Source organism: Microbacterium mcarthurae, assembly GCF_046064585.1.
GTDB classification, from domain to species: domain Bacteria; phylum Actinomycetota; class Actinomycetes; order Actinomycetales; family Microbacteriaceae; genus Microbacterium; species Microbacterium mcarthurae.
This window is the reverse complement of record NZ_JAROCE010000001.1, coordinates 1,206,483-1,230,179: the sequence shown is the minus strand read 5'-3', so window position 1 is coordinate 1,230,179 and position 23,697 is coordinate 1,206,483. Positions and strand designations below refer to the sequence as shown.

Below are 23,697 nucleotides of genomic sequence, written 5' to 3'. Positions count from 1 at the left end.
TGAGTGAAGGAGCCCCATGACCTCGACCACCCCCACCGAGCTGTACCGCGCCGCGCGCGACGAACTGCTCGCCGCCCGCACGGATCCGGCTCGGGCCGCGTCCTTCACGTGGCCTCGCGTCGAGGGGCCGTTCAACTGGGCGATCGACTGGTTCGACCCGATGGCGCGGGGTAACGATCGACCGGCGCTCATCGTGGTCGACGACGACGAGACGCACCACGAGCGGACGTTCGATGAGCTCGCACGCCGCTCCGACCAGCTCGCCGCGTGGTTGGCATCCCAGGGCGTGCGCACGGGGGATGCGGTGCTGCTGATGCTGGGCAACCAGGTCGAGCTGTGGGAGTCGATGCTCGCGATCATGAAGCTCGGCGGCGTGATCGCCCCGACCACGACCGCCCTCGGACCGGGCGATCTCGCCGATCGCATCGTCCGCGCGGAGATCCGCCACGTCATCGCCGGGTCCGCGGATGCCGACAAATTCGATGACGCCCCGGCGGAGCTCGGCCGTGTCGTCGTGGGGGAGGCGCGGTCCGGGTGGGCCCGGTACGACGACGCGTTCGAGGCGGATGCGCCGCCGTCGCGGCATCCGGGAACGACCGCCGAGGACCGCCTGCTGCTGTACTTCACCTCGGGCACGACGTCGAAGCCGAAGCTCGTCGAGCACACGCACGCGTCGTATCCGGTGGGGCACCTGAGCACCGTGTACTGGCTCGGGTTGGAGCCCGGCGACGTGCACCTGGCGATCAGCTCGCCGGGATGGGCGAAGCACGCGTGGAGCTGTTTCTTCGCGCCGTGGATCGCCGAGGCGACGGTGCTCGCTTTGAACTACTCACGGTTCTCGGCCGACCGGCTGCTGGCCGAACTCGAGCGCGATCGCGTGACGACGTTCTGCGCGCCGCCGACCGTGTGGCGCATGCTCATCCAGGCCGACCTCACGGGTCGTCGCGGTGCTCTGCGCGAGGTCGTGTCGGCCGGGGAGCCCCTTAACCCGGAGGTCATCGCGCACGTGCAGCGCGCGTGGGGCCTCGACATCCGCGACGGATACGGGCAGACCGAGATGACCGCGATCGTCGCCAACACACCGGGCGCACCCCTCGTGCCCGGGTCGATGGGACGCCCGTTGCCGGGTTGCCCGGTCGTGATCGTCGATCCCCTCACCGGCGAGCGCGCCGACGAGGGCGAGATCTGCCTCGACCTGACCGAACGTCCCGTGAACCTCATGACGGGATACGTCGGGGAGGCCGAGCGCAACGCGGATGCGTTCGCCGACGGCCTCTTCCACACCGGCGATGTCGCGCGCCGCGACGAGACCGGCAGCATCACCTACATCGGCCGCACGGACGACGTCTTCAAGTCCTCGGACTACAAGATCAGCCCGTTCGAACTCGAGAGCGTGCTGATCGAGCACCCCGCGGTCGTGGAAGCGGCCGTCGTGCCCGCCCCGGACGATCTGCGGCTGTCGGTGCCCAAGGCCTACGTCGTGCTGGCATCCGGTCATGAGCCCGGGGAGGACGTCGCGCTGGAGATCCTGCGCTTCGCCCGCGAGAATCTCGCCCCCTTCCAGCGTCTGCGTCGCATCGAGTTCGCGGAGTTGCCGAAGACCATCTCGGGAAAGATCCGTCGTGTCGAACTGCGCGATCGCGAAGAGCGTGCCGCCCGGGGCGAGGTCGTCGTCGTCGAGTGGCGGGACGACCGCCTGCGGGGCTGACGGCAAGCCCCTCGCCCCGCGGCGACCGCGCGTGTGACGATCGCTTCATGGACAACGAGAAGAAGCAGCCGTTCGAGAACCCCACCGTCGACGACGATAGTGACATGCCCTCGCCCGAGGAGGACCGCTCGATGGGGCGCGAGACCGAGCGTGAGATCGACCAGCTGATCGGTGGCATCGAGTGACGACGCAGGCCCCGTAAGCCCTCTAGCCGGGCTCGGTCGTTCGGATCAGTCCGCAGTTCACACACGACCAGGCCACGAGGAACCGCTCGTCGTCGAGAACCTCGAACCGCAGCGGCTCGCCGCAGGTCGGGCAGCGGGGGAGGGCGTCGGCCGTCGTCAGCGCGTCACCGGTAGTTGACGAACTGCAGGTCGACGTCGAGGTCGGCGGCCTTGAGCAGCCGCTGCACTTCCTGGAGGTCGTCGCGCGACTTCGACTGCACGCGGAGTTCGTCGCCCTGGATCTGCGACTTGACTCCCTTGGGGCCCTCGTCGCGGATGATCTTGCCGATCTTCTTGGCGTTCTCCTGCGAGATGCCTTCCTTGAGGGTCGACGTGATGCGGTACTCGCGGCCGCTGGCGGTCGGCTCGCCGGACTCGAGGCTCTTCAGCGAGATGCCGCGCTTGATGAGCTTGGTCTGGAAGACGTCGAGGACGGCATTGGCGCGCTCCTCGGAGTTCGCCTTGATGAGGATCGCTTCGCCGCTCCACTCGATCGACGCGTCGGTGCCTTTGAAGTCGTAGCGCTGCTCGACCTCTTTGCGCGCCTGGTTGAGGGCGTTGTCGGCTTCCTGGCGGTCGATCTTGGAGACGATGTCGAATGAGCTGTCGGCCATCCCGCGATTCTACCGAGCCGTGACGCGCAGGCCAGGGGAGTGCCGTCGGTAGATCACAGGTTGGTATCGACGTGCGCGGCGCTTTGCGGCCAGGGTGTTCGTCCTTCACTATGTAAGCGCTTGCAACGTAAGCGCTTGCATGCGCACCCGGGGCCGATGACGTCCGCGATCTGGACGATCTGGAGCCCCTCCCCCCACCAGAGAGGCACACACCAATGAAGGTGAAATCCACGAGCGCACTCGGCTTCGGCGTTCTCATCGCTGCCGGTTCGCTGCTGCTGGCCGGTTGCTCCGGCAGCGGTTCCACCCCGCAGGCCAGCGGCGACGCCGCCGCGGCCGGAACCCTGACCGTCTGGGTCGACGCCAACCGCGCCGACGCACTGAAGGATGTCGCGGCGACCTTCGCCGACGAGAAGGGCATCGCGGTCGACCTGGTCGAGAAGGACTTCTCGAAGATCCAGGCCGACTTCGCCGCTCAGGTTCCCACGGGCAAGGGTCCCGACATCACGGTCGGCGCCCACGACTGGCTCGGCGGTTTCGTGCAGGACGGCCTCGTCGCCCCGATCGAGCTCGGTGACACGGCATCCGACTTCCAGGACGTCGCCATCCAGGCGTTCACCAACGACGGCAAGGTCTACGGCCTGCCGTACGCGACCGAGAACATCGCGCTCATGCGCAACGTCGATCTCGTCCCCGAGGCTCCCACCTCGTTCGACGACATGATCGCCAAGGGCGCGGCCGCCGGCGTGCAGTACCCGTTCGTCATGGGCCTCGACCCGGCCAACGCCGACCCGTACCACCTGTACCCGTTCCAGACCTCGTTCGGGAACTCGGTGTTCGCGCGCAACGCGGATGGCAGCTACGACGGCTCCCAGCTGACGATCGGTGACGAGGCCGGGCAGGCGTTCGCCGCGTGGCTCGGCGCGCAGGGCACCGCGGGCACGATCAACCTGAACCTCACGCAGGACCTGTCCAAGGAAGCCTTCAACTCCGGCCAGACGCCCTTCATCCTCACCGGGCCCTGGAACGTCGCGGATGCCGAGGCCAAGGGCATCAACATCGCGATCGATCCGATCCCCTCGGCCGGCGGCCAGCCCGCGCAGCCGTTCGTGGGTGTGCAGGGCTTCTACCTCAGCGCGAAGTCGCAGAACGCGCTCGCCGCGAACGAGTTCCTCGTGAACTACCTCGGCACCGAGCCGGTGCAGACCGTGCTGTACGAGGCGGGCGACCGTCCGCCGGCTCTCAAGGCCGCGTACGAGAAGGCTGCCGCCGACCCGATCATCGCCGGCTTCGGCGAGGTCGGCGCACAGGGCGCTCCGATGCCGAGCATCCCCGAGATGGGCTCGGTGTGGGAGTTCTGGGGCGTCGCCGAGGTCGCGGTGCTGAAGGGTGAGGACCCGACGGCGACGTGGACCACCATGTCCGACGACATCCAGGCCAAGATCACCGGCTGAGCCGGCGCCGCGGCGGGCCCCCTCGCGGTCGCCCGCCGCGGCATCCCCCTTCTTCCCCCTCAACCCCCGGACTTCGTCCCCCTGACGCAGAAGGCCTCAACGATGACGGCTCCCCTCCTCGAATCCGACGCGCCCGCCGCGAAGCGACCCGATCCCGCCGCCGAGCGTCGCCGCCGCCGAGCGGAGCGTTACGCCGAAGCCGCGTCCGCCGGCTGGAAGGTGTGGCTGGTCAAGATCGTCGCGCTGGCGATGATCGACGCGGCCGCGGTGTACGCCGTCATGGTGCTCGCGGGGACCGGACAGTGGGCTGTCGCCGCGGCCGTCGCGCTCATCGCGGTCGGCGTCAACGTCGTCTACCTGACCCCGGGTCTGCTGCCGGCGAAGTATCTGACGCCGGGGCTCATCTTCCTGCTGATCTTTCAGATCTTCGTCGTCGTGTACACGGTCTACATCGCCTTCACGAACTACGGCTCGGGCCACAACTCGACCAAGGACGATGCGGTGAACGCGCTTCTGCTGCAGTCGCAGACGCGCGTGGCCGACTCGGCGACCTACCCCATCACCGTCGTCGAGCAGGGGGGCGTGTTCTCGTTGCTGGTGACCGACCCCGAGACCGGCGACGCTCTGGTCGGCACGACCGACGAGGCCCTCGAGCCCGTGGACGCGGAGTTCTCCAGCGGGCGCGCCGTGTCGGCGGACGGCTACACCAGCCTCGACTTCGCGAGCATCATCGCCAATCAGGCCGAGATCGGCGCGATCGCCGTTCCCGTCTCGGACGACCCCAACGACGGGTTCCTCCGCACCACCGACGGCTCGAACGCGTACCTGTTCACGTCGAGCCTGACCTGGGATGCCGCGGCCGACACGATGACCGACACCACCGACGGCACGGTGTACCGCGACACCGGCACGGGCGCCTTCACCGCCGATGACGGGACCGAGCTTCTGCCCGGGTGGGTGGTGACGGTCGGCGCGGACAACTTCGTGCGCGCCTTCACGGAGGAGTCCATCCGCGGCCCCTTCGTCGCGGTGGCGATCTGGACGTTCGTCTTCGCGTTCCTGTCGGTGGCCACGACGTTCGTGCTGGGCCTCTTCCTCGCGATCGTGCTGAACGACCCGCGCATGAAGAGCCGCAAGTACTACCGCGTCGTGATGATCCTGCCGTACGCGTTCCCCGCCTTCCTGTCAGCGCTGGTGTGGGCCGGCATGTTCAACCAGGACTTCGGGTTCATCAACCAGGCGATCCTCGGCGGGGCCTCGATCCCGTGGCTGCAGGATCCGCTGCTGGCGAAGATCGCGATCCTCATCGTGAACCTGTGGCTGGGCTACCCGTACATGTTCCTCGTGTGCACGGGGGCGTTGCAGTCGATCCCCGACGACATCACCGAGGCGGGGCGCGTGGACGGCGCCAGTGTGTGGCAGGTCTTCCGCCACATCAAGTTCCCGCTCCTGCTGGTGTCGGTGGCTCCGCTTCTGATCTCGTCGTTCGCGTTCAACTTCAACAACTTCAACCTGATCTACATGCTCACCGGCGGCGGACCGCGATTCGCGGATGCCGCGATCAACGCCGGCGCCACCGACATCCTGATCTCGATGGTCTACAAGGTCGCCTTCGTCGGCCAGCTGCGTGACTTCGGTCTGGCCAGCGCGTTCTCGATCGTCATCTTCCTGCTCGTGGGCGTGATCTCGTACATCGGGTTCCGCCAGACCAAGGCTCTCGAGGAGCTGAACTGACATGGCCACCGACACCGCGACCGTCACCCGTCCCCGTCGTCCGGCGCCGGCGCCTCGCCGGTCGTTCGGCACCTGGTTCCGACAGACCGGGTGGCGCCACTTCGTCGGCATCGCGATGCTGATCTTCTCGGCGTTCCCCCTGTTGTACGTGCTGTCGGCGGCGTTGAACCCGGGGGGAACTCTGCTCACCGCGAACGGGCTCTTCCAGACGTTCAGCATCGACAGCTTCATCCGGTTGTTCTCTCTGCCGCAGCAGCCGTTCGCGGCCTGGTTCGTCAACTCTCTCGTGATCGGGCTGGCGACCGCGGCGGGGACGGTCTTCCTCGGTGCTCTCGCCGCGTACTCGTTCTCGCGCATGCGCTTCACGGGTCGACGCTTCGGTCTGCTGAGCCTGCTGCTGGTGCAGATGTTCCCACAGCTCCTGGCGTTCGTGGCGATCTTCCTGCTCATGACGACGATCGCCGACGTGTTCCCCGCGATCGGACTGAACACGCAGATCGGGCTCATCATGGTGTACCTCGGCGGCGCGCTCGGGGTGAACACGTACCTGATGTACGGCTTCTTCAACACCGTTCCCGCATCCATCGACGAGGCCGCCAAGATCGACGGTGCCGGTCACGCCCGCATCTTCTTCACGATCATCCTGCGTCTGGTGGCCCCGATCCTCGCGGTGGTGGGGCTGCTGTCGTTCATCGCGACGATGAACGACTTCGTGCTGGCATCCGTGATCCTCGTCGACCCCGCGAAGCAGACCCTCGCGGTGGGCCTCTACCAGTTCGTGTCGCAGGAGACGGCGACGAACTGGTCGGTGTTCGCGGCCGGAGCGGTGCTCGCGGCGATCCTGCCGATGGCGCTGTTCCTCGCGCTGCAGCGCTACATCGTGGGAGGGCTCACGGCCGGCAGCGTCAAGTGAGCTCTGGCCCGTCGCGCTTCGCGCGCTTCTAGACTCGGATGCCATGCGAGCACTCACCGAGAACGAGGTGCGCGACGCGTTCGTCAACGCCGCACCGGACGAGCTGCGAGTCGTGGCTCTGCCGCACGACTTCCTGCTGACCGATTGGGATCACCTCGACTTCTGGGCGTGGCGGGATCCCCGCACCCGGGGCCGCGGCTATCTCGTGACCGAACGCGACGGGGAGGCGACCGGGGTGGTTCTCCGGGTCGCCGACGGGCAGTCGCGGGCACGGTCGGCGATGTGCAATCTGTGTCACACGATGCAGCCGGGCGACCAGGTGGCGCTTTTCACGGCGCGCAAAGCCGGGGCCGCGGGGGAGCAGGGCGATACGGTCGGAACGTACATGTGCGCCGACCTGTCGTGCCACGAGAACGTGCGCCTGGCGATGCCCCTGGCGCCGAGTGAGATCCGCGGGAGTGTGGACATGAAGATCGACGGCACGAAACGCCGTACCGAGGCGTTCGTCGAGCGGGTGCTCGAGACGGCCGGGGTGGAGCGGTGAGCGGCCGCGTCGTCGTGATCGGCGACGCCCTGATCGACGAGCTGCGCGATGACGACGGCGTGCGCGAGTTCGTCGGTGGCGCGGCGCTGAACGTCGCGGTGGGGCTGTCCCGCCTGGGCGTGCCCGCTTCGCTCATCGCGATGGTCGGCGACGACGCCGCGGGCGAGCAGATCCGGGCGTACCTCGCAGAGTACGACGTCGACCTGCTGCCGAGTCCGTCGGAGCACGGCTCGTCGCGTGCGGTCAGCACGCGGTCGGCGGGCGGCGAGCCGGAGTACGTCTTCAACGACGCCGCGCAGAACCGCCGCGTCCACTACGGCGACGCCGAGCGCCAGGCGCTGGCCGACGCGACCATGGTGGTCGTCAGCTGCTTCCCCTTCGACGACGCCGAGCAGACGGACGCGCTCCTGGATGCCGTGGGCTCGGCGTCCGCGTCGCTCGCGATCGATCCGAACCCCCGCGCCGGCATGCTGCACGACCGCGACGCGTTCGTGCGCGGTTTCGAGAAGGCCGCCGCCCGCGCCCAGCTGGTGAAGGTCGGCGAAGATGACGCGCAGCTGCTCTACGGCCGCCCGCTGGAAGACCTGCGCGAGAAGCTGACGGGCCTCGGCGTGGATGCCGTGCTCGCCACCTACGGCGCCGGGGGAGCCGCGATCGACGCGGACGGGATGACGGTCTCGCGCGGTATCGCCGACCTCCCCGGCCGCATCGTCGACACGATGGGCGGCGGCGACGCGGTGCTCTCGACCACCGTCGCGCTCGTGCGCGAGGGCCTGCCCGAGGACGAGGCATCCTGGGGCTTCGTGTTGGACCGTGCGATGGAAGTGGCCGCGGCGACCTGCCGCAGCGAGGGAGCGCTCCTGCGCATCCCGGAGTGACCTCGCCCCGTGTTGGAACCATGCCCTCGGGGAGGGTAAGGTAGGTGATCGCGCCTCTGGTCGACTGTGAAAGCCGGGCGGGTGCGCACCTGGCGAGTTACCCAAGCGGCCAAAGGGATCTGACTGTAAATCAGACTGCATTGCATTCGGGGGTTCGAATCCCTCACTCGCCACCACCAACACCAGCAAGAGCCCCGGGAGACCGGGGCTTTTCGCTTTTCTTGCGCCTTCCCCGCCCGGGTTCCTGCCTGATGATCCGGCCGGCCTCCATGCGCACGACGACGTCGGCTTCGGCGATGAGTCGGTCGTCGTGGCTGACGCACACCACGGCGGTGCCGCGCGCCGTCTCGTCAGCGATCGCGTCGCGGATGAGCGCCGCGCTGGCGGCATCCAGGGCCGTGGTCGGCTCGTCGAGCAGGAGCAGGTCGGCGCCGCGGGCGAGGCCCTGCGCGAGGAGGGCGCGCTGACGCTGACCGCCCGAGAGGGTGGCGAACGGCCGGCGGTGGAGGGCCGTCATGTCGACGCGGCGCAGCGCGTCATCGACGGCGGCTCGGGCCTCGCGGTCGAGGCGGCGCATCGCTCCGACGCGCCCCCAAGCGCCCACGACCACGACGTCGCGCACGGTGAGCGGGAGGCGCTCCGCGACCGCGGCGCGCTGCGGCACGAACGCGCGCGCCCGCGCGTCGACGACGACCGTGCCCGCGGAGGGGGCGCGCGCTCCGGCGAGCACCTCGATGAGCGTCGACTTGCCCGAGCCGTTGGGGCCGACCACCACGGTCAGGGCGTGCCGAGCGATGTCGAGATCGACGCCGTCGACCGCGCGCGTGTCATCGAAGTCGACGCGGATGCCGCGCAGTGCGGCAGCGGGCGAGAGTCGGGTGATCGGGGGCATGGCATCCATTGTATGAGTTTGAGAATCGTTCTCATTACGGATACGGTCGACTCCCGTGCCGTGGTTCACCGATCCCTTCTCCCTCGAGTTCGTGCAGCGCGCGCTCCTGGGCGGCGTTCTCGTGGCCGTGCTGTGCGCGGTCGCCGGCACCTGGGTGATCGTGCGAGGCATGGCGTTTCTCGGCGAAGCGCTCGCGCACGGCATGCTTCCCGGGGTGGCGCTGGCCACCGTCCTCGGGCTCCCCGTCCTGCTGGGCGCAGCCGTCAGCGCCGTGGTGATGAGTTTCGGCATCGGCGTGCTGCAGCGTCGGGCGCGGCTGTCCTACGACACGAGTATCGGGATGCTGTTCGTCGGCATGCTGGCCCTCGGCGTCATCGTCATCTCCCACGCCGGAAGCTTCGCGACGGATGCCACGGCGATCCTGTTCGGTGACATCCTCGCCGTCGGGACCGGTGACCTGGTCGTGCTCGTCGTGGCCACGGCGGTGGGCGTGGCCTCCGCGGCGTTCTTCCACCGCTCTCTCGTGGCCCTAGCGATCGACGAGCGTGTCGCCCGCGTTCTGCGACTGCGTCCCCGGGTCGCACAGACCGTGCTCGTGGGGCTGGTGACCCTCGCGGTCGTGGCCTCGTACCAGGCCGTGGGCTCTCTGCTCGTGGTCGGCCTCTTGGTCGCCCCGGCCGTGGCCGCCCGGCAGTGGACCGAGCGCATCCCCACCACCATGGCCCTCGCCGCCGTGATCGGTTCGGCCGCCGTCTGCGCGGGACTTCTCGTCTCGTGGCACGCGGCCACCGCCGCCGGGGCCACCATCGCCGCCACTGCGATCGCCGCAGCCGGCGTGTCTTGGGTCCTCCGCGCGGGGATCGACACCGTTCGGCGCCGCCTGGTCGCGCCCGATCTCGTCCCCGCCTGATGCAGAAAGCCTCCATGTCTCACCGTTCTCCCCTCCGTCCCTTCGTCCTGTCGCTCGCGATGGTGCTCGCCCTGACCGGGTGCGCGGCGAACGGTCCGACGGCATCCGTGACCGAACCGGCCCCCGACACTCACGGCGAGATCGCCGGGGCCGAAGAGCTCGCGGAACCGGCGCTCGGTCTCACCTCGATCGATGCCCAGGGGCGGGTGTCCCACCTCGACCTCCTCGACGAGACGACGGTCGAGCTCGGGGCGGTCCGTGCCCCGCGCGCGGTCCACAGCGACGGCCGCTACCTCTTCGCGATCGACGAGACCGGTGTCTCGGTCGTCGACAGCGGGGTGTGGACGTGGGATCACGTCGACCACTTCCACTACTACCGCGCCGAGGCGCGGGTCCTCGGCGACGTCGAGGGGGCGGGGGCGGCGACGGTCGCGACGTCGAACTCGTCGACCACCGGCGGAACGGGCGTGTTCTTCCCCGAGTCCGGCGACGCCGTGCTGCTGGACACCGAGGCCCTCTCGAAGGGGCGGCTCGTGGAGTCCTTCCGTCTCTCACGCGAGCCCGGACCCGGCATGGTCGTGCCCGCCGGATCGTTCGCCGCGGTCGCCGCGGGCGACGAAGTGACGCTGCACACGGCCGACGGCGCCACCACGGGTGAGCCGGTCGCGTGCGAGGCCGCCGCCGGGACCCTCACCACCCGCGTGGGAGCCATCATCGGATGCCAGGACGGCGCGCTCCTCATCCACGTCGAGGACGAGCGGCCGGTCGTGGAGCGTATCCCGTATCCCGACGGTGTGAGCGCACCGCGGGCCACGGCTTTCGCGAACCGCGAGGGGCGTCCCCGCGTCGCGGCTCTCGCGGGCGACGCCGGCATCTGGATGCTGGACACCCGCGCCCGCACGTGGACGCTCCTTCCCGTGCCCGAGCCGGTAGTGCAGGTCACCGCGGTCGACGACGCCGACGCGAACGTGCTCGCACTGACCCGCGACGGGCGCGTGCTCGTGCTCGACGGCGAGACGGGCGCCATGCGCGCGGCATCCGTTCCCCTGGTCGGGGCGAGCCTCGCCGCAGGAGCCCCCGTGACCCTCGTGGCCGACCAGCAGCGCGCGTACCTCAACGGTCCGGCGGAGGGACGGCTGTGGGAGATCGACTTCGCCGACAACTCCCGCCTCGCCCGCGAGTTCGAGACCGCTTCCGCGCCCGTGTTCTTCGCCGAGACGGGACGTTGACATGAAGCTCTCCCGCCTCGCGGCTTCGTTGTTGCTCGCCGGTGCGCTGCTCACCGGGTGCGCGTCCAGCGCGACCGAGCGCCCGCTGATCGTGGTGTCGACGAACATCCTCGGCGACGTCGTGTCGAACCTCGTCGGCGACGACGTCGAGGTCCTGACCCTCATGCGCCCGGGCGCCGATCCGCACTCATTCGAGATCTCGGCATCCGAGGCGGCCCGCGTGCGTTCGGCCGACCTCGTCGTCTCGAACGGGCTGGGGCTCGAGGAGGGCCTGCAGCAGCACCTCGATGCCGCCGCCGACGCCGGTGTGGCCGCCTTCGTCGCGGGCGACGTCGTCGACGTGCTGCCGTACACCTCGACCGACGCCGGGGGTGCGGACGACCCGCACTTCTGGACCGACCCCGCGCAGACCATCGCCGTCGTCGACGCGCTGGTCCCCGTCCTCGAAGGCGTGGACGGGGTGGATGCCGCCGCGATCGCCGCGCGCGCGGCCGACTACCGCGAGGCCCTCGAAGCCCTCGACGCCGACATGACGACCGCCTTCGCCGCCATCCCCGAGGCTCGGCGCGCCCTGGTCACGAACCACCACGTCTTCGGCTACCTGGCCGAGCGCTTCGGGTTCCGCGTCGTGGGCGCCGTCATCCCTGGCGGGACGACCCTCGCGGCCCCGAGCGCGAGCGATCTCGCCGATCTCGTCTCGGCGATCGACGAGGCGGGGGTGCGCACGATCTTCGCCGAGTCGTCGCAACCCGACCGCTTGATGAAGGCGCTTGCGGAAGAGGCGGACGTCGACGTCACCGTCACCGAGCTCTTCACGGAGTCGTTGACGGATGCCACCGGGGGAGCCCCCGACTACCTGACCATGATGCGCGTCAACACGGAGCGCATCGCGACCGGCCTGTCGCCCTGAGCGCCCGGCCACCCCAGAGAAGAAAGAAGAATCACATGCGCACCCTTCCCCTTCGACGCGCGGGCGTACTCGCGCTCGCGGTCGGCGCCACCGTCGGACTCGCCGCGTGCTCCGGCGGCGCCGGCGGCGGTTCTGCCGCTCCCGCCCCCGGCTCGTCGTCGTCGGCCGCCGACGAGACCGGAACCCGCGTCGCGCTGTCGTACCCGGGCGGCATCGTCGTCCTCGACGGCGAGACGCTCGAGGTCGTCGGCGACGTCGACTCCGAGGAGTTCACGCGGCTCAACTCCGCCGGCGACGGTCGGCACGTCATGGTGACCACCACCGCCGGCTTCCAGGTGCTGGATGCCGGGACGGCGCAGGACGAGCCCGTCCTCACCGACCTGGTGTTCCCCGCCGAGAAGGCCGGTCACGTCGTCGTCCACGGCGGCAAGACGGTGCTGTACGCCGACGGCACGAGCGACACCACCGTGTTCGACACCGACGCCCTGCTGGCATCCACCGACGCACTCCCCGAGACCGAGACGATCCCGGGCGTCGAGGCGCACCACGGTGTGTCGATCGTGCTCGAGGACGGCTCCTTCGTCACGACCGTGGGCAACGCCGACGGGCGCACGGGCATCGTCGTGAAGGACCCGTCGGGTGCGACCGTCGCCGAGAGCGCCGACTGCCCCGGCGTTCACGGTGAGGGCACCGCTCAGGACGAGGTCGTCGTGTTCGGGTGCGAGAACGGCGCGCTGATCTTCGACGACGGCGAGATCACCAAGCTCGACGCTCCCGACCAGCCGTACGGTCGCACCGGCAACCTGTTCGTCAGCGAGACCAGCCCGTTGGTGATCGGCGACTACAAGGACGACCGGGATGCCGAGGGCTACCTGCTGAACCGCATCGCCCTCATCGACACCGCGGCCAAGACCCAGACCGTCGTCGACATGCCCGAGGGCGCGGAGTACACCTTCCGTGACCTCGCTCGCGGCCCCGGGGACCTCGGCTACATCCTCGCCTCCGACGGCGCGATCCACGTCTTCGACCCCGAGGCCGGCGCCTTCACGGACGCGTTCCCGGTGATCGACGCGTGGGAGGGTCCGGCCGAGTGGCAGGACGCGCACCCCGCCATCAAGGTCAGCGGTGACATCGCCTACGTGACCGAGCCCGCCAAGAACATGGTGCACGCGGTCGACCTCACCACGGGCGAGGTGCTCACGAGCGCGACGCTCGAGGTGACGCCCAACGAGATGGCCCTCACGCGCTGAGTGCGACGAGCCGCCCCGGGACTTTCCCGGGGCGGTTTCGTGCGCTCACGCCGATTCGCGCCAGACGATCGGGCTCTCCAGCAGGATCGGGGCGTCGAAGGTCTGACCGTCGAGCTGGGCGAGGACGGCGCGGGCGGCGGTACTGCCGAGCTGATCGGCGGGCTGGTGCACGGTCGACAGCGGGGGGTCGCAGCGCAACGCCCACGAGCTGTCGTCGAAACCGACGATGCCGACGTCGTCCGGCACGCGGCGCCCCGCCTCGCGCAGTGCTTCCAGCGCCCCGGCGGCGACGGCGTCGCTGGAGGCGAAGATGCCGTCGACATCGGGAGCCCGGTCGAGCAGACGCTTCATGCCCGCCTTGCCGTCGGAGAACGAATAAAACGGCACGCGTTCGACGAGCTGCGGATCGAAGCCGGCGCCCAGGGCATCGACGAACCCGGCGAGGCGGTCGGCGCCGGAGTCGCGGTCCAGGGCCGCGGCGACCATGCCGATGCGGCGACGGCCCGTGCCGACGAGCCGCCGCGTGATCTCGCGCGCAGAGCCTCGGTTGTCGATCGCCACGTGGGCGGCATCGCCGATGTCGCGCGGGTTTCCGACGAAAGCGGCGGGCAGACCCAGCTCGACGACCGCGCGCGTGATGGGGTCGCCGACGCGGGCCGAGACGATGATGACACCGTCGATGAGTCCGCCGCTGAGGTAACGCGCGAGCCGGTCGACGTCGCGCGGGGTGTCGGCGATGAGGCAGGACAGCTGGTAGTCGGCCTCGGACAGGGCGCTGTTGGCCCCCAGCAGAATGGACGCGATGTTCGGGTCCTCGACGAACAGCGAGTGCGGTTCGTGCACGATCAGGCCGATCGCCTGGGAGCTGCGCATCACGAGGCTCCGCGCGGCGCGATTGGGAACGAATCCGACCTTCGCGATGGCCGCCTCGATCGCCGACCGGGCGTCTTCCGACACGTATGGCTGCCCGTTCAGCACGCGGCTCACCGTGCCCCGTGAGACGCCCGCCTCGAGGGCGACGTCCTTCACGGTCGCGCGACGCCGACGCTCCGTTTCCACGCCCCGATCCTAGGGGGAGGAGGGGCCCTCTGTGAACGAGCACAGATTGGTAACGAAGCCTTGACGCGGAAAACGCGGGATGACACTCTGTGTACGTTCACAGAACCTCGACGGTGAGGCATCCGCTCGAATCTGTGCACGTTCACAGAACGAGGAGCAGGATGACCGATCGCACCCCCTTCACTCACGAGGGCATCGCCTTCGGGTGCGACTACAACCCTGAGCAGTGGTCGCCCGAGGTCTGGGACGAGGACATCCGTCTCATGCGCGAGGCCGGGGTCGACCTCGTGGCGATCAACATCTTCGGGTGGTCTCACCTGCAGCCGGGCCCCGACGCGTTCGACTTCGCCGCCCTCGACGACATCCTGCAGCGACTTCACGACGCCGGGATCCGCGTCAACCTCGGCACCGGCACCGCGTCGGCCCCCGCGTGGCTGAGCCGGGCCTACCCCGAAGTGCTGCCGATGGCCGAGGACGGGACCCGCCGGTACCCGGGTGGGCGTCAGGCCTGGTGCCCGAGCTCGCCGATCTTCCGCACGGCATCCCTGCGTCTGGTCGAAGCGGTCGCCGCCCGCTACGGGTCGCACCCGGCCGTGGCGTTGTGGCACGTCTCGAACGAACTGGGATGCCACAACGCGCTCTGCTACTGCGACGAGAGCGCCGCGGCGTTCCGCCTCTGGCTGCGCGAGCGATACGGGTCGATCAGCGAACTGAATCGCGCGTGGGGGACCGCCTTCTGGAGCCAGACGTACCACGACTGGGAGGAGATCCTGCCGCCGCGGGCGGCGCTGTCGGCCCGCAACCCCGGTCAGCTGCTCGACTTCCACCGCTTCAGCTCGGACGCCGTCTTCGCGCAGTACCGCGCGGAGGCCGACGTGCTCCGCCGTCTCAGCGACCGCCCGGTGACGACGAACTTCATGGTCACCGCGCACATCGAGAACATGGACTACTGGTCGTGGGCCGCCGAAATGGATGTCATCGCCAACGACCACTACCTCGACCACCGGCTCGGCGACCCGCGGAGCGAGCTCGCCTTCGCCGCCGACCTCAGCCGCGGCCTCGCCGAGGGAGCGCCCTGGATCCTCATGGAGCACTCCACCGGGGCGGTGAACTGGCAGCCGCTCAACCTCGCCAAGGAGCCCGGCCAGCTGCTGCGCAACTCCCTCACGCACGTCGCGCGCGGCGCGGACGGCGTGTGCTTCTTCCAGTGGCGGGCGTCGGTGCAGGGCGCCGAGAAGTTCCATTCCGCGATGCTGCCCCACGCCGGCACCGACTCCGCGGTGTGGCGCGAGGTCGTCGAACTCGGCGGGATCGTCGACCGCCTCGGCGAGGTCGCGGGCTCCCGGGTGGTGGCGGATGCCGCGCTGGTCTTCTCGTGGGAGGCGTGGTGGGCCACCGACACCGAATGCCGTCCGAGCCAGGCGGTCGGATACCTCACGCAGGTGCACGCGGTCTACGCCGCGCTGCACCTCCAGGGCCTCACGGTCGACATCGTCCGACCGGGCGCCGACCTGTCGGCCTACCGCTTCGTCGCGGTACCGGGACTCCACCTCCTGCGCGCCGACGAGGCGGCCGTCCTGACCCGCTGGATCGATGCGGGCGGGACCGCCGTGGTCACCTTCAACTCGGGCATCGTCGATGAGAACGACCGCATCTGGGCGGGCGGCTACACCGGTCCGCTGCGCGAGGCGCTCGGCATCCACGTCGAGGAGTTCGCGCCCGTCGCCCCCGGTGTCGGGATCGCGCTCGACGACGGTACGGCCTCCCGTCTCTGGAGCGAACGCCTCCGTGCGACGACGGCCGAGACCGTCGCCCGCTTCGTCGACGGCCCGGCGGCCGGGTCGCCCGCGATCACGCGCAATGCCCACGGGCGGGGGAACGCCTGGTACTTCGCCACGCAACTGGAGCCCGCCGCCCTCGCCGACCGGCTCGGTGCGATCGCGCGCGAGGCGGGCGTCCGCCCGCCCGTCGAGGTCGATGCCCCGGGGGCGTGCGAGATCGTGCGGCGGCGCGGCGAGACCGCGTCGTACGTCTTCGTCGTCAACCACGGCGACACCGAGCTGGTCGCCGACGTGCGCGGCGCCGAGCTCGTCACGGGAACGGCGGTCGACGGACGACTGCCCGTTCCCCCCGGCGCCGTGCGCGTCGTCCGAGAGGAGAACCACTCATGACCGCTCCCGTCGCCACCGCGGCACCGGCCGGGGCATCGACGCCCCGGGTGCGCCGCCGCATCCCCCACAAGGGAGCGATCGTGGCCTTCATCGCCCCGTTCGTGGTGCTGTTCGTGCTCTTCTACCTCGTGCCGATCGGCTACGCGGTGTGGAAATCTCTGCTCGTCGTCGAGCGGGACGGCACGTTCGGTCAGGCCCGCGAGGTGTTCGGTGGGCTGGCCCAGTACGCACTGGTGTTCCAGAACACCGCGTTCTGGACGTCCGTCGGGCGCGTCCTGCTGTTCGGTGTCGTGCAGGTGCCGGTGATGCTGGGACTCGCGCTCCTGTTCGCGCTGCTGCTGGACTCGCCGTTGCTGCGCGGCAAGCGGTTCTTCCGTCTGGCGTTCTTCGTGCCCTACGCGGTGCCGGGAGTGATCGCGGCGATCATGTGGGGGTTCCTGTACTCCCCGAACCTGTCGCCGTTCCCCGCGGTCACCGCCAACGTCGACCTGCTGTCCGCCGACCTGGTGCTGTGGTCCATCGCCAACGTCGTGACGTGGGTGTTCGTGGGCTACAACATGCTCATCATCTACTCGACGCTCCTGGCGATCCCGCAGGAGATCTACGAGGCCGCACGCATCGACGGGGCGGGTCAGGCCCGCATCGCGTGGTCCATCAAGATCCCGCTCGTGCGGCCCGCTCTCGTCCTCACCGGCGTGCTGTCGATCATCGGAACCCTGCAGCTCCTCGCCGAACCGCAGACCTTCCGGTCGTTCAGCTCGGCGGTGACGAGCACCTTCACCCCCAACATGACGATCTACGCGACCAGCTCGATCCCGAACGTCTCCCTCGCCGCGGCGTTCTCGGTCGTGCTCGCGCTGGCGACCTTCGTGCTGTCGTTCACCTTCCTCCGTCTCAGCCGTCGTGGAGTCCAGTCATGAGCGCGCTCGCCCCCCACCCCACCGACACCCGCACGCTCACGACGGGCCGGCGCGCCGCGCGGCGTCCCGTGGCGACCGGCCCGCGCGAAAGCATCGTGTCGCGCACCACGGCCATGGTCGTGATGTCGATCTTCACGCTCTACTTCCTCATTCCGCTGTGGTGGCTCGTCGTGGCATCCACGAAGGACCGCGGACAGCTCTTCAGCACCAACGCGCTGTGGTTCGCCGACTTCCGGTTCTTCGAGAACGTGGCGCAGCTGTTCACCTACCGCGACGGGGTGTACCTGAAGTGGCTGGCCAACAGCGCCCTGTACGCCGGCGTCGGCGGTGTCATCGCGACCATCGTGGCCGCGATGTGCGGCTACGCGCTGGCGAAGTACCGGTTCCCGGGCCGCGAAGCGATCTTCAACACCGTCCTCGGCGGCGTCCTCGTGCCGGCGACGGCCCTCGCCCTGCCGCTGTTCCTGCTGTTCAGCCAGGTGCAGCTCACCGACACCTATTGGGCGGTGCTGCTGCCCAGCATCGTCAGCCCCTTCGGCGTCTACTTGGCGCGGGTGTTCGCCGAGGCATCCGTGCCCGACGAGCTCCTCGAGGCCAGCCGCCTGGACGGGGCGGGGGAGGTGCGCACGTTCTTCACGGTGTCGATCCGCCTGATGTTCCCCGCGCTGGTGACGGTGTTCCTGTTCCAGTTCGTCTCGATCTGGAACAACTTCTTCCTGCCGCTGATCATGCTGCGCAGCGAAGAGCTCTTCCCCGTCACGTACGGCCTCTACGCGTGGAACTCCACGATCAACCAGTTCCCCGAGCTGCGCACGTACGTGCTCGTCGGCTCACTCATCTCCATCGTCCCGCTCATCGTGACGTTCCTGCTGCTCCAGAGGTACTGGCGCACCGGGCTCGGCACGGGGGCCCTCAAGTAACGAACCTCCCGTCGGCGCGACCGACGGGCCAACCGAGAGAAGGAATCATGCAGCACAAGAAGAGAGCGGTCAGTGTCGCCCTGCTCGCCGCGGGCGCCCTGGTCATGGCGGGATGCTCGGCGTCGAGCACCGGCGGCGGCGACGCGGCGTCGTGCGCCCCCGCGGGCGAGGACGTCACGCTCACGTTCACCTCGTGGATCCCGGGCATCGAGGATGCCGTGGCGATCTGGAACGAGCAGAACCCCGACATCCAGGTCGAGGTGCAGACCGGCCCCTCCGGCAACGCCGGCACGTACCAGAACTTCTTCAACCAGCTGCAGGCGGGGAACGCCCCCGACCTGGGCCAGATCGAGTACGACGCGCTGCCGAACTTCCGCGTGCAGGACGGACTGGCGAACCTCGGCGCGTGTGAAGAGGTCGTCGCCGCTCAGGACCAGTTCGTCGACTGGACCTGGAAGCAGGTAACGCTCGGCACCGAGAACGAGGTCTACGGTGTGCCGCAGGACGCCGGCCCCATGGCGTTGTTCTACCGCAGCGACCTGTTCGCCCAGAACGGCATCGAGGTTCCCACGACGTGGGACGAGTACCGCGAGGCGGCCGTGAAGATCCGCGAGCTGGGGGGATACATCACCAACTTCTCGCAGAGCGACATCAACCAGTTCGCCGGCTTCGTGTGGCAGGCCGGCGGGCAGTGGTTCGCCAACGACGGGGACGCGTGGCAGGTCGATCTGACCGACAGCGTCTCGACCCAGGTCGCCGACTACTGGCAGGGTCTCATCGAAGACGACCTCGTCTCGTCGTACCCGGCGTGGACCGACGAGTGGAACAACGCCTACAACACCGGTGAGGTGTGGACGTGGAACTCCGCCGTGTGGGGCGCCAACTCCATCTCGAGCGGCGCTCCCGACACGGCCGGCAACTGGTCGGTCGCGCAGAGCCCGCAGTGGGAGGCCGGTCAGTCGGCGGCGGGGAACTGGGGTGGATCCTCCATCGCGGTGTTCAAGTCGACCGAGCACCTCTACGAGGCGGCGAAGTTCGCGCTGTGGCTCAACACGTCGGAGGAAGCCCTGACGTCGCTGAACACGACCGCGGCGATCTACCCCGCGACCAAGGACGGCCTGTCGCTGCCGTCGCTGCAGGAGGGCGTGCCCTTCTACGGTGACCAGAAGATCTACGACGTCTTCGCCGAGGCCTCCGGCCAGGTCGACCCCAACTTCGTGTGGGGCCCGACCATGACCCAGGTGTACGCCGACGTGTCGGACGGCTTCAAGTCGGCCGTCGCCGGTTCGGGGACTCTGGCCGAGGCACTGGCCTCCGCTCAGGAGAAGACCATCGCGACCCTCGAGGCGCAGTCGATCCCGGTCGCGGAGTAACCGCGGGCATGATCCATCACCTCCGCGCCGCGGGCGTCGACCTCATCATCGACGCCCGCGGCACGGCGGCGCCGGTCGTGGTGCATTGGGGCCGCGCCCTCGGTGACCTCGACACCGCCGCCCTCACCGCCCTGGCCGACGCGAGCGCACCCGCCATCGCCCCGAGTTCGATCGACCACCCGTTCCGGGTGAGCGTCGTCCCTCTCCTCACCGAAGGCTGGACCGGGCGTCCCGCCGTCGAGATCTCCCCCCACGCCGCCGCGCTCCGCCACATCGGGACCGGCCGCGACGGCGATGCCGTCCTGACGATGCTCGCCCTCGGCGACGCCCGGATCGAACTGCGGTACGCCCTCAGCCCCGAGGGCGTTCTGCTCGTGGACCGCCGGGTGCGCAACGACGGCCCCGCCGACATCGAGGTGCGCGCCCTCGCCGCCCTCCTGCCCGTGCCGTCGCGGGCCCGCGAGGTGCTCGACTTCACCGGCCGCTGGGCCGGCGAGCGCGAGCCGCAGCGCCTGCGTCCGGGTCACGGCGTGTGGGCGCGTGACACGCGCCACGGCCGAGGCGGACACGACGACCCCTTCCTGTTCACGGTCGGGACTCCCGGGTTCGGGTTCCGCCACGGCGAGGTCTGGGCCACGCACGTCGCGTGGAGCGGCGACCGCTCGGTGTGGCTCGAGCGCAGCGACCTGGGTGCGTCCGTGGTCGGGGCCGGAGAACGCCTCGACGGTCACGTGCTCGCTCCGGGCGAGACCTACGCCGCCCCCACGGTCGTGGCCGTCTGGTCGGACGAGGGTCTGGACGGGCTCTCCGCGCGCCTGCATCCGTGGGTGCGGTCGTGGGCCACCCCGCGTGGCCCGCGCCCGGTGACCCTCAACACGTGGGAGGCCGTGTACTTCGACCACTCGCTCGAGCGGCTCACGCCCCTGGTCGAGGCGGCCGCCCGAGTGGGCGCGGAACGCCTGGTGCTCGACGACGGCTGGTTCCACGGCCGCACCGATGACCGCCGGGCGCTCGGCGACTGGACGGTCGACGAGCGGGTGTGGCCGGACGGCCTCGGTCCTCTCATCTCCCGCGTCTCGGAGGCGGGGTTGCAGTTCGGGCTCTGGGTCGAGCCCGAGATGGTCAGCGCCGACTCCGACCTCGCGCGCGCACACCCCGACTGGATGCTGACGCCCGCGGACGCGGTGTCGTGGCGGTGGCAGCACGTGCTCGACCTCACGCATCCGGATGCCTGGCGGCACGTGTTCGACAGTCTCGATGCCCTGCTGACGCAGTACCCGATCGCGGCGCTCAAGTGGGACCACAACCGCGACCTCCTCGTCCCGCACTCCGGCGGGCAGGTTAGGGCGTTGTACCGGCTGCTCGACGCGCTTCGCGCCGCCCACCCGGACGTCGAGATCGAGTCGTGCGCGTCCGGGGGTGCCCGCATCGATCTCGGCATCCTGCGGCGCGTCGACCGGTTCTGGACGAGCGACACCAACGATCCCCTCGCCCGTCAGCGGATCCAGCGGTGGACCGGCATCCTCATCCCGCCGGAGTTCCTCGGATCCCACGTGGGCGACGAGCGTGCGCACACGACCGGCCGGACGGCCTCGATGGCGTTCCGTCTCGCGACGGCGCTGTTCCTGCACGCCGGCATCGAGTCCGACATCTCGCGGCTCGACGACGCTCAGCTCGACGTCCTCGCGCGATGGACCGAGGTGTACCGCACGCACCGTGCCCTGGTGCACGGGGGCACGGCCGTCCGGTCGGACGATGCCGACCCTGCCCTGCTGCAGCACGGCGTGGTCTCGCCCGACCGCACGGAGGGACTGTTCGCCTACGTCGCCCTGGATCGTTTCGAGGCGGCGCTGCCGTCGCCGATCTCGCTGCCGGGCCTCGACCCGCTCCGGCGCTACCGCGTGCGGGTGTGCGATGTCGGTGCTCCCGTGCGGACGGTCCAGGATGCCGATCCCGCGTGGCTCGCGAACGGAGTCGAGCTCCCCGGCTCGGTGCTCGCCGAGGGCGTGCTTACGGCGCCGCTCCTGGCCCCGGGGGAGGCGCTCCTCCTTCACGCCGTCGCCGTGTGACGACAGACGAATCGCCCCGTCCCGGGTTCGGGACGGGGCGATTCGTCGTGGGGCGCGGGTCGGTCAGTCGTCCTCGGGGGTGAAGGGGACGCTGCCGGCGCTGCAGTACGAGCCTGGGGAGTGCACGAGGTGCGCGATGCGCAGCTCTGCGTCGGCGTCGCCGGACATCTGCGGACGCACCTCCGGCGAGGCGTTCCATTGGAACTGCTCGCTGTCGGGGAAGCGGCGGGCGTGGGCCTCGAGCCCCAGCGGCAGCAGGCGCATGCGTCGGTCCACCCACTCGGCATCCCAGGGCCCCTCCGTGCGGATCTGCTCCGCCGCGCGGAACTCGTAGTAGATGGTGCGGCGCAGACGGTTGCCGGTGACGGCCTCCGACCCGTGCACCACCATGACGTCGTGGACGAGCACGTCTCCGGGCTCGAGCTCCACCTGGACGACGCCGGGTGCGTCCCACCCGAACTCGTCCTGCAGCTGGCAGACGTCGACGGGGGCGAGGTGCGACCCGGGAGCCACGCGGAGCGCGCCTTCCCCGGCTTTCGACGCGTCGAGGTAGACGTCGATGTTGAAGATGCGGTGCGTACGGGGGTGCACGGCATCCTGGTGCCAGTCGATCGCGGCGCCATCGCCGGTGTCCTTGAAGACCAGGGATTCGTAGGTCGGCACCAGGTCGGGGCCGGCGAGGCTCTCGGCGATGCCGAGCACCGCGGGCGAACCGAGGAGCTCGAGCGAGGCGGGGGAGCCCTTCCCGTGGAGGTAGTCGACGCGGAACATGCGGCGGGCGCCGCCCCGGGTGGCCCACTGGTAGTCGGGCCCCTCGGGGTGGTCGGGGCCGAGGGCGCGGCCGTCGGCGATCCAGTCATCGGCGGCGTCCTGCAGGCGCGCGAGCAGGTCAGCGGGAATCCGCCCGGGGAGGACGACGTAGCCGTGTGCGTCGAAGTGCGCGATCTGCTCGGGGGTCAGGTGGTACGGCGAGGTCGACACCGAGGGCAGTGTCGGCGCGAGCGAGGTCATGAGGTTCCTTTCTGTCGCCTCGGCGAGGCGTCCCCTCACGCTATGGGCCGAAGAAAGGCGATCTCCTCGCGTGCAGACCTCCGTTCTTCCGGGATACTCGGATCATGGGTTCTGCGATCTCGTCGTTCGACCTCGCGTGTTGGCGGGGAGCGGTGCCGCGCATGTCGGTGGCGCACACGCACGACGACCTCGAATTCAACACCGCTCCGGTGGATCTGGAGTACCTGATCGACGGGCGTCAAGTGGTCATCCCCGCGGGAGCCCTCGCGGTGTTCTGGGCGGCGCGCCCGCACCAGCTCGTTCGCGACTCGGGCGAGAGCGCGCTGGCGTGGCTGACCGTTCCGTTGGCGCAAGCGCGGGGATGGCGCCTGCCCGGCGCGTTCCTCGCGCGGATGTTCGCGGGCGAGATCGCGGTGGCGGGAACCGCCGTCGGTCCGCTGGCCCTCGCCGACCGCGTCGAGTCGTGGAGCGACGAGCTGGCGGCGGCTCACCCCTTGCGCCGCGCCGCGGTGGGGGAGGTGCAGGCGTTCGTCCTGCGCGCGGCGCACGCGGTTGCTCCTGCGGCGCCCGCGGGTCGCGCTGGCGGAGGCCTGAGGGCGGATGTGGCCGACATGGCGGCGTGGATCGCCCGTCACGCGGCGGAGGACATCTCCGTTGCGGACGTCGCCGCGCAGGTCCACCTGCACCCGCATCACGCGATGTCGGTGTTCCGGGCGGCTCTGGGCGTCACGGTCGGCGAGTACCTCGCGCAGTGCAGGATCGCACGGGCGCGCGAGCTACTTCTCATGACGGATGCCGGCATCCCCGACATCGCGGCATCCGCGGGGTTCGGTTCGCTGAGCCAGTTCTACGCCCGGTTCCGCGAACACACCGGGGAGGCGCCGGCCGCGTACCGGCGTCGCCACGGAGGGTGA

Annotated in this window: 21 protein-coding genes and 1 tRNA gene; 18 read left to right on the top strand and 4 right to left on the bottom strand. The window is 69.9% G+C overall.

Translation table 11 applies throughout. From position 1 onward, the window contains the following. Window positions 1–16: 16 nt before the first annotated feature. Both P5G46_RS05970 and P5G46_RS05965 read left to right on the top strand, forming a co-directional pair. Window positions 17–1,708: an AMP-binding protein gene (locus P5G46_RS05970; RefSeq protein WP_408905199.1), complete on the top strand. Its 1,692-nt coding sequence runs from the start codon at window positions 17–19 to the stop codon at window positions 1,706–1,708. Between the two features lie 47 nt (window positions 1,709–1,755). After that, window positions 1,756–1,893, top strand: a complete 138-nt coding sequence (locus P5G46_RS05965; protein ID WP_375095335.1) for a hypothetical protein — start codon at window positions 1,756–1,758, stop codon at window positions 1,891–1,893. 164 nt (window positions 1,894–2,057) lie between these two features. Here the strand turns inward: P5G46_RS05965 and P5G46_RS05960 are convergent, their stop codons facing one another. Then, complete coding sequence (locus tag P5G46_RS05960; protein WP_239277222.1) at window positions 2,058–2,546, bottom strand: YajQ family cyclic di-GMP-binding protein; 489 nt, start codon at window positions 2,544–2,546, stop codon at window positions 2,058–2,060. 215 nt (window positions 2,547–2,761) lie between these two features. Between P5G46_RS05960 and P5G46_RS05955 the strand changes: the two genes are divergently transcribed. The 6 genes from P5G46_RS05955 (at window position 2,762) to P5G46_RS05930 (ending at window position 8,245) form a co-directional block, all read left to right on the top strand. Then, a complete protein-coding gene (locus P5G46_RS05955; protein ID WP_408905198.1) occupies window positions 2,762–4,000 on the top strand; it encodes a sugar ABC transporter substrate-binding protein in 1,239 nt (412 codons plus the stop codon). Between the two features lie 102 nt (window positions 4,001–4,102). Beyond that, complete coding sequence (locus P5G46_RS05950) at window positions 4,103–5,734, top strand: ABC transporter permease subunit (RefSeq protein WP_239276311.1); 1,632 nt, start codon at window positions 4,103–4,105, stop codon at window positions 5,732–5,734. A gap of 1 nt (window position 5,735) precedes the next feature. Beyond that, window positions 5,736–6,647: a sugar ABC transporter permease gene (locus P5G46_RS05945; RefSeq protein ID WP_408905197.1), complete on the top strand. Its 912-nt coding sequence runs from the start codon at window positions 5,736–5,738 to the stop codon at window positions 6,645–6,647. Between the two features lie 43 nt (window positions 6,648–6,690). Next, window positions 6,691–7,191 (top strand): FBP domain-containing protein, encoded by a 501-nt coding sequence (locus P5G46_RS05940; protein WP_239276245.1) that lies wholly within the window; start codon window positions 6,691–6,693, stop codon window positions 7,189–7,191. Then, complete coding sequence (locus P5G46_RS05935; protein WP_408905196.1) at window positions 7,188–8,069, top strand: carbohydrate kinase family protein; 882 nt, start codon at window positions 7,188–7,190, stop codon at window positions 8,067–8,069. Before P5G46_RS05940 ends, P5G46_RS05935 begins: the two co-directional genes overlap by 4 nt. Window positions 8,070–8,160: 91 nt before the next feature. Then, window positions 8,161–8,245 (top strand) — tRNA-Tyr (locus P5G46_RS05930). On the opposite strand, the gene aztA is transcribed toward P5G46_RS05930, so the two are convergent. Further along, window positions 8,233–8,961 carry a zinc ABC transporter ATP-binding protein AztA gene (gene aztA / locus P5G46_RS05925; RefSeq protein ID WP_408905195.1) on the bottom strand — a complete coding sequence of 243 codons (729 nt, stop codon included), beginning with the start codon at window positions 8,959–8,961 and terminating at the stop codon, window positions 8,233–8,235. The genes P5G46_RS05930 and aztA overlap by 13 nt on opposite strands. 55 nt (window positions 8,962–9,016) lie before the next feature. On the opposite strand from aztA, the gene aztB reads away from it, so the two are divergent. The 4 genes from aztB to aztD are packed head-to-tail and all read left to right on the top strand — an operon-like array spanning window position 9,017 to window position 13,260. Next, window positions 9,017–9,871 (top strand): zinc ABC transporter permease AztB, encoded by an 855-nt coding sequence (gene aztB, locus P5G46_RS05920; RefSeq protein ID WP_408905194.1) that lies wholly within the window; start codon window positions 9,017–9,019, stop codon window positions 9,869–9,871. Window positions 9,872–9,885: 14 nt separating this feature from the next. Further along, window positions 9,886–11,100: an ABC transporter gene (locus P5G46_RS05915; RefSeq protein WP_408905193.1), complete on the top strand. Its 1,215-nt coding sequence runs from the start codon at window positions 9,886–9,888 to the stop codon at window positions 11,098–11,100. A 1-nt stretch (window position 11,101) separates the two neighbouring features. After that, entirely contained in the window at window positions 11,102–12,010 is a 909-nt protein-coding gene (aztC, locus tag P5G46_RS05910; RefSeq protein ID WP_408905192.1) for a zinc ABC transporter substrate-binding protein AztC, read from the top strand. A 35-nt stretch (window positions 12,011–12,045) separates the two neighbouring features. Further along, complete coding sequence (aztD, locus tag P5G46_RS05905) at window positions 12,046–13,260, top strand: zinc metallochaperone AztD (protein WP_408905191.1); 1,215 nt, start codon at window positions 12,046–12,048, stop codon at window positions 13,258–13,260. Between the two features lie 45 nt (window positions 13,261–13,305). On the opposite strand, the gene P5G46_RS05900 is transcribed toward aztD, so the two are convergent. After that, window positions 13,306–14,319 (bottom strand): LacI family DNA-binding transcriptional regulator, encoded by a 1,014-nt coding sequence (locus P5G46_RS05900; RefSeq protein WP_408905190.1) that lies wholly within the window; start codon window positions 14,317–14,319, stop codon window positions 13,306–13,308. A gap of 161 nt (window positions 14,320–14,480) precedes the next feature. Here P5G46_RS05900 and P5G46_RS05895 point away from each other — a divergent pair, with 161 nt between their 5' ends. Genes P5G46_RS05895 through P5G46_RS05875 form a run of 5 tightly spaced genes read left to right on the top strand, consistent with a single transcriptional unit; the run spans window position 14,481 to window position 21,772 of the window. Further along, the gene (locus P5G46_RS05895; RefSeq protein ID WP_408905189.1) at window positions 14,481–16,490 is read left to right on the top strand and encodes a beta-galactosidase; all 2,010 of its coding nucleotides are present in this window, start codon (window positions 14,481–14,483) and stop codon (window positions 16,488–16,490) included. Next, a complete protein-coding gene (locus P5G46_RS05890) occupies window positions 16,487–17,410 on the top strand; it encodes a carbohydrate ABC transporter permease (RefSeq protein WP_239276254.1) in 924 nt (307 codons plus the stop codon). Before P5G46_RS05895 ends, P5G46_RS05890 begins: the two co-directional genes overlap by 4 nt. Continuing rightward, window positions 17,407–18,330 (top strand): carbohydrate ABC transporter permease, encoded by a 924-nt coding sequence (locus P5G46_RS05885; RefSeq protein ID WP_239276255.1) that lies wholly within the window; start codon window positions 17,407–17,409, stop codon window positions 18,328–18,330. Before P5G46_RS05890 ends, P5G46_RS05885 begins: the two co-directional genes overlap by 4 nt. 47 nt (window positions 18,331–18,377) lie before the next feature. Next, the gene (locus P5G46_RS05880; RefSeq protein ID WP_239276256.1) at window positions 18,378–19,703 is read left to right on the top strand and encodes an ABC transporter substrate-binding protein; all 1,326 of its coding nucleotides are present in this window, start codon (window positions 18,378–18,380) and stop codon (window positions 19,701–19,703) included. 8 nt (window positions 19,704–19,711) lie between these two features. Beyond that, window positions 19,712–21,772, top strand: a complete 2,061-nt coding sequence (locus tag P5G46_RS05875) for an alpha-galactosidase (RefSeq protein ID WP_408905188.1) — start codon at window positions 19,712–19,714, stop codon at window positions 21,770–21,772. A gap of 63 nt (window positions 21,773–21,835) precedes the next feature. Here the strand turns inward: P5G46_RS05875 and P5G46_RS05870 are convergent, their stop codons facing one another. Then, complete coding sequence (locus tag P5G46_RS05870) at window positions 21,836–22,783, bottom strand: phytanoyl-CoA dioxygenase family protein (protein ID WP_408905187.1); 948 nt, start codon at window positions 22,781–22,783, stop codon at window positions 21,836–21,838. Between the two features lie 104 nt (window positions 22,784–22,887). Here P5G46_RS05870 and P5G46_RS05865 point away from each other — a divergent pair, with 104 nt between their 5' ends. Beyond that, window positions 22,888–23,697, top strand: a complete 810-nt coding sequence (locus tag P5G46_RS05865; RefSeq protein WP_239276259.1) for a helix-turn-helix domain-containing protein — start codon at window positions 22,888–22,890, stop codon at window positions 23,695–23,697.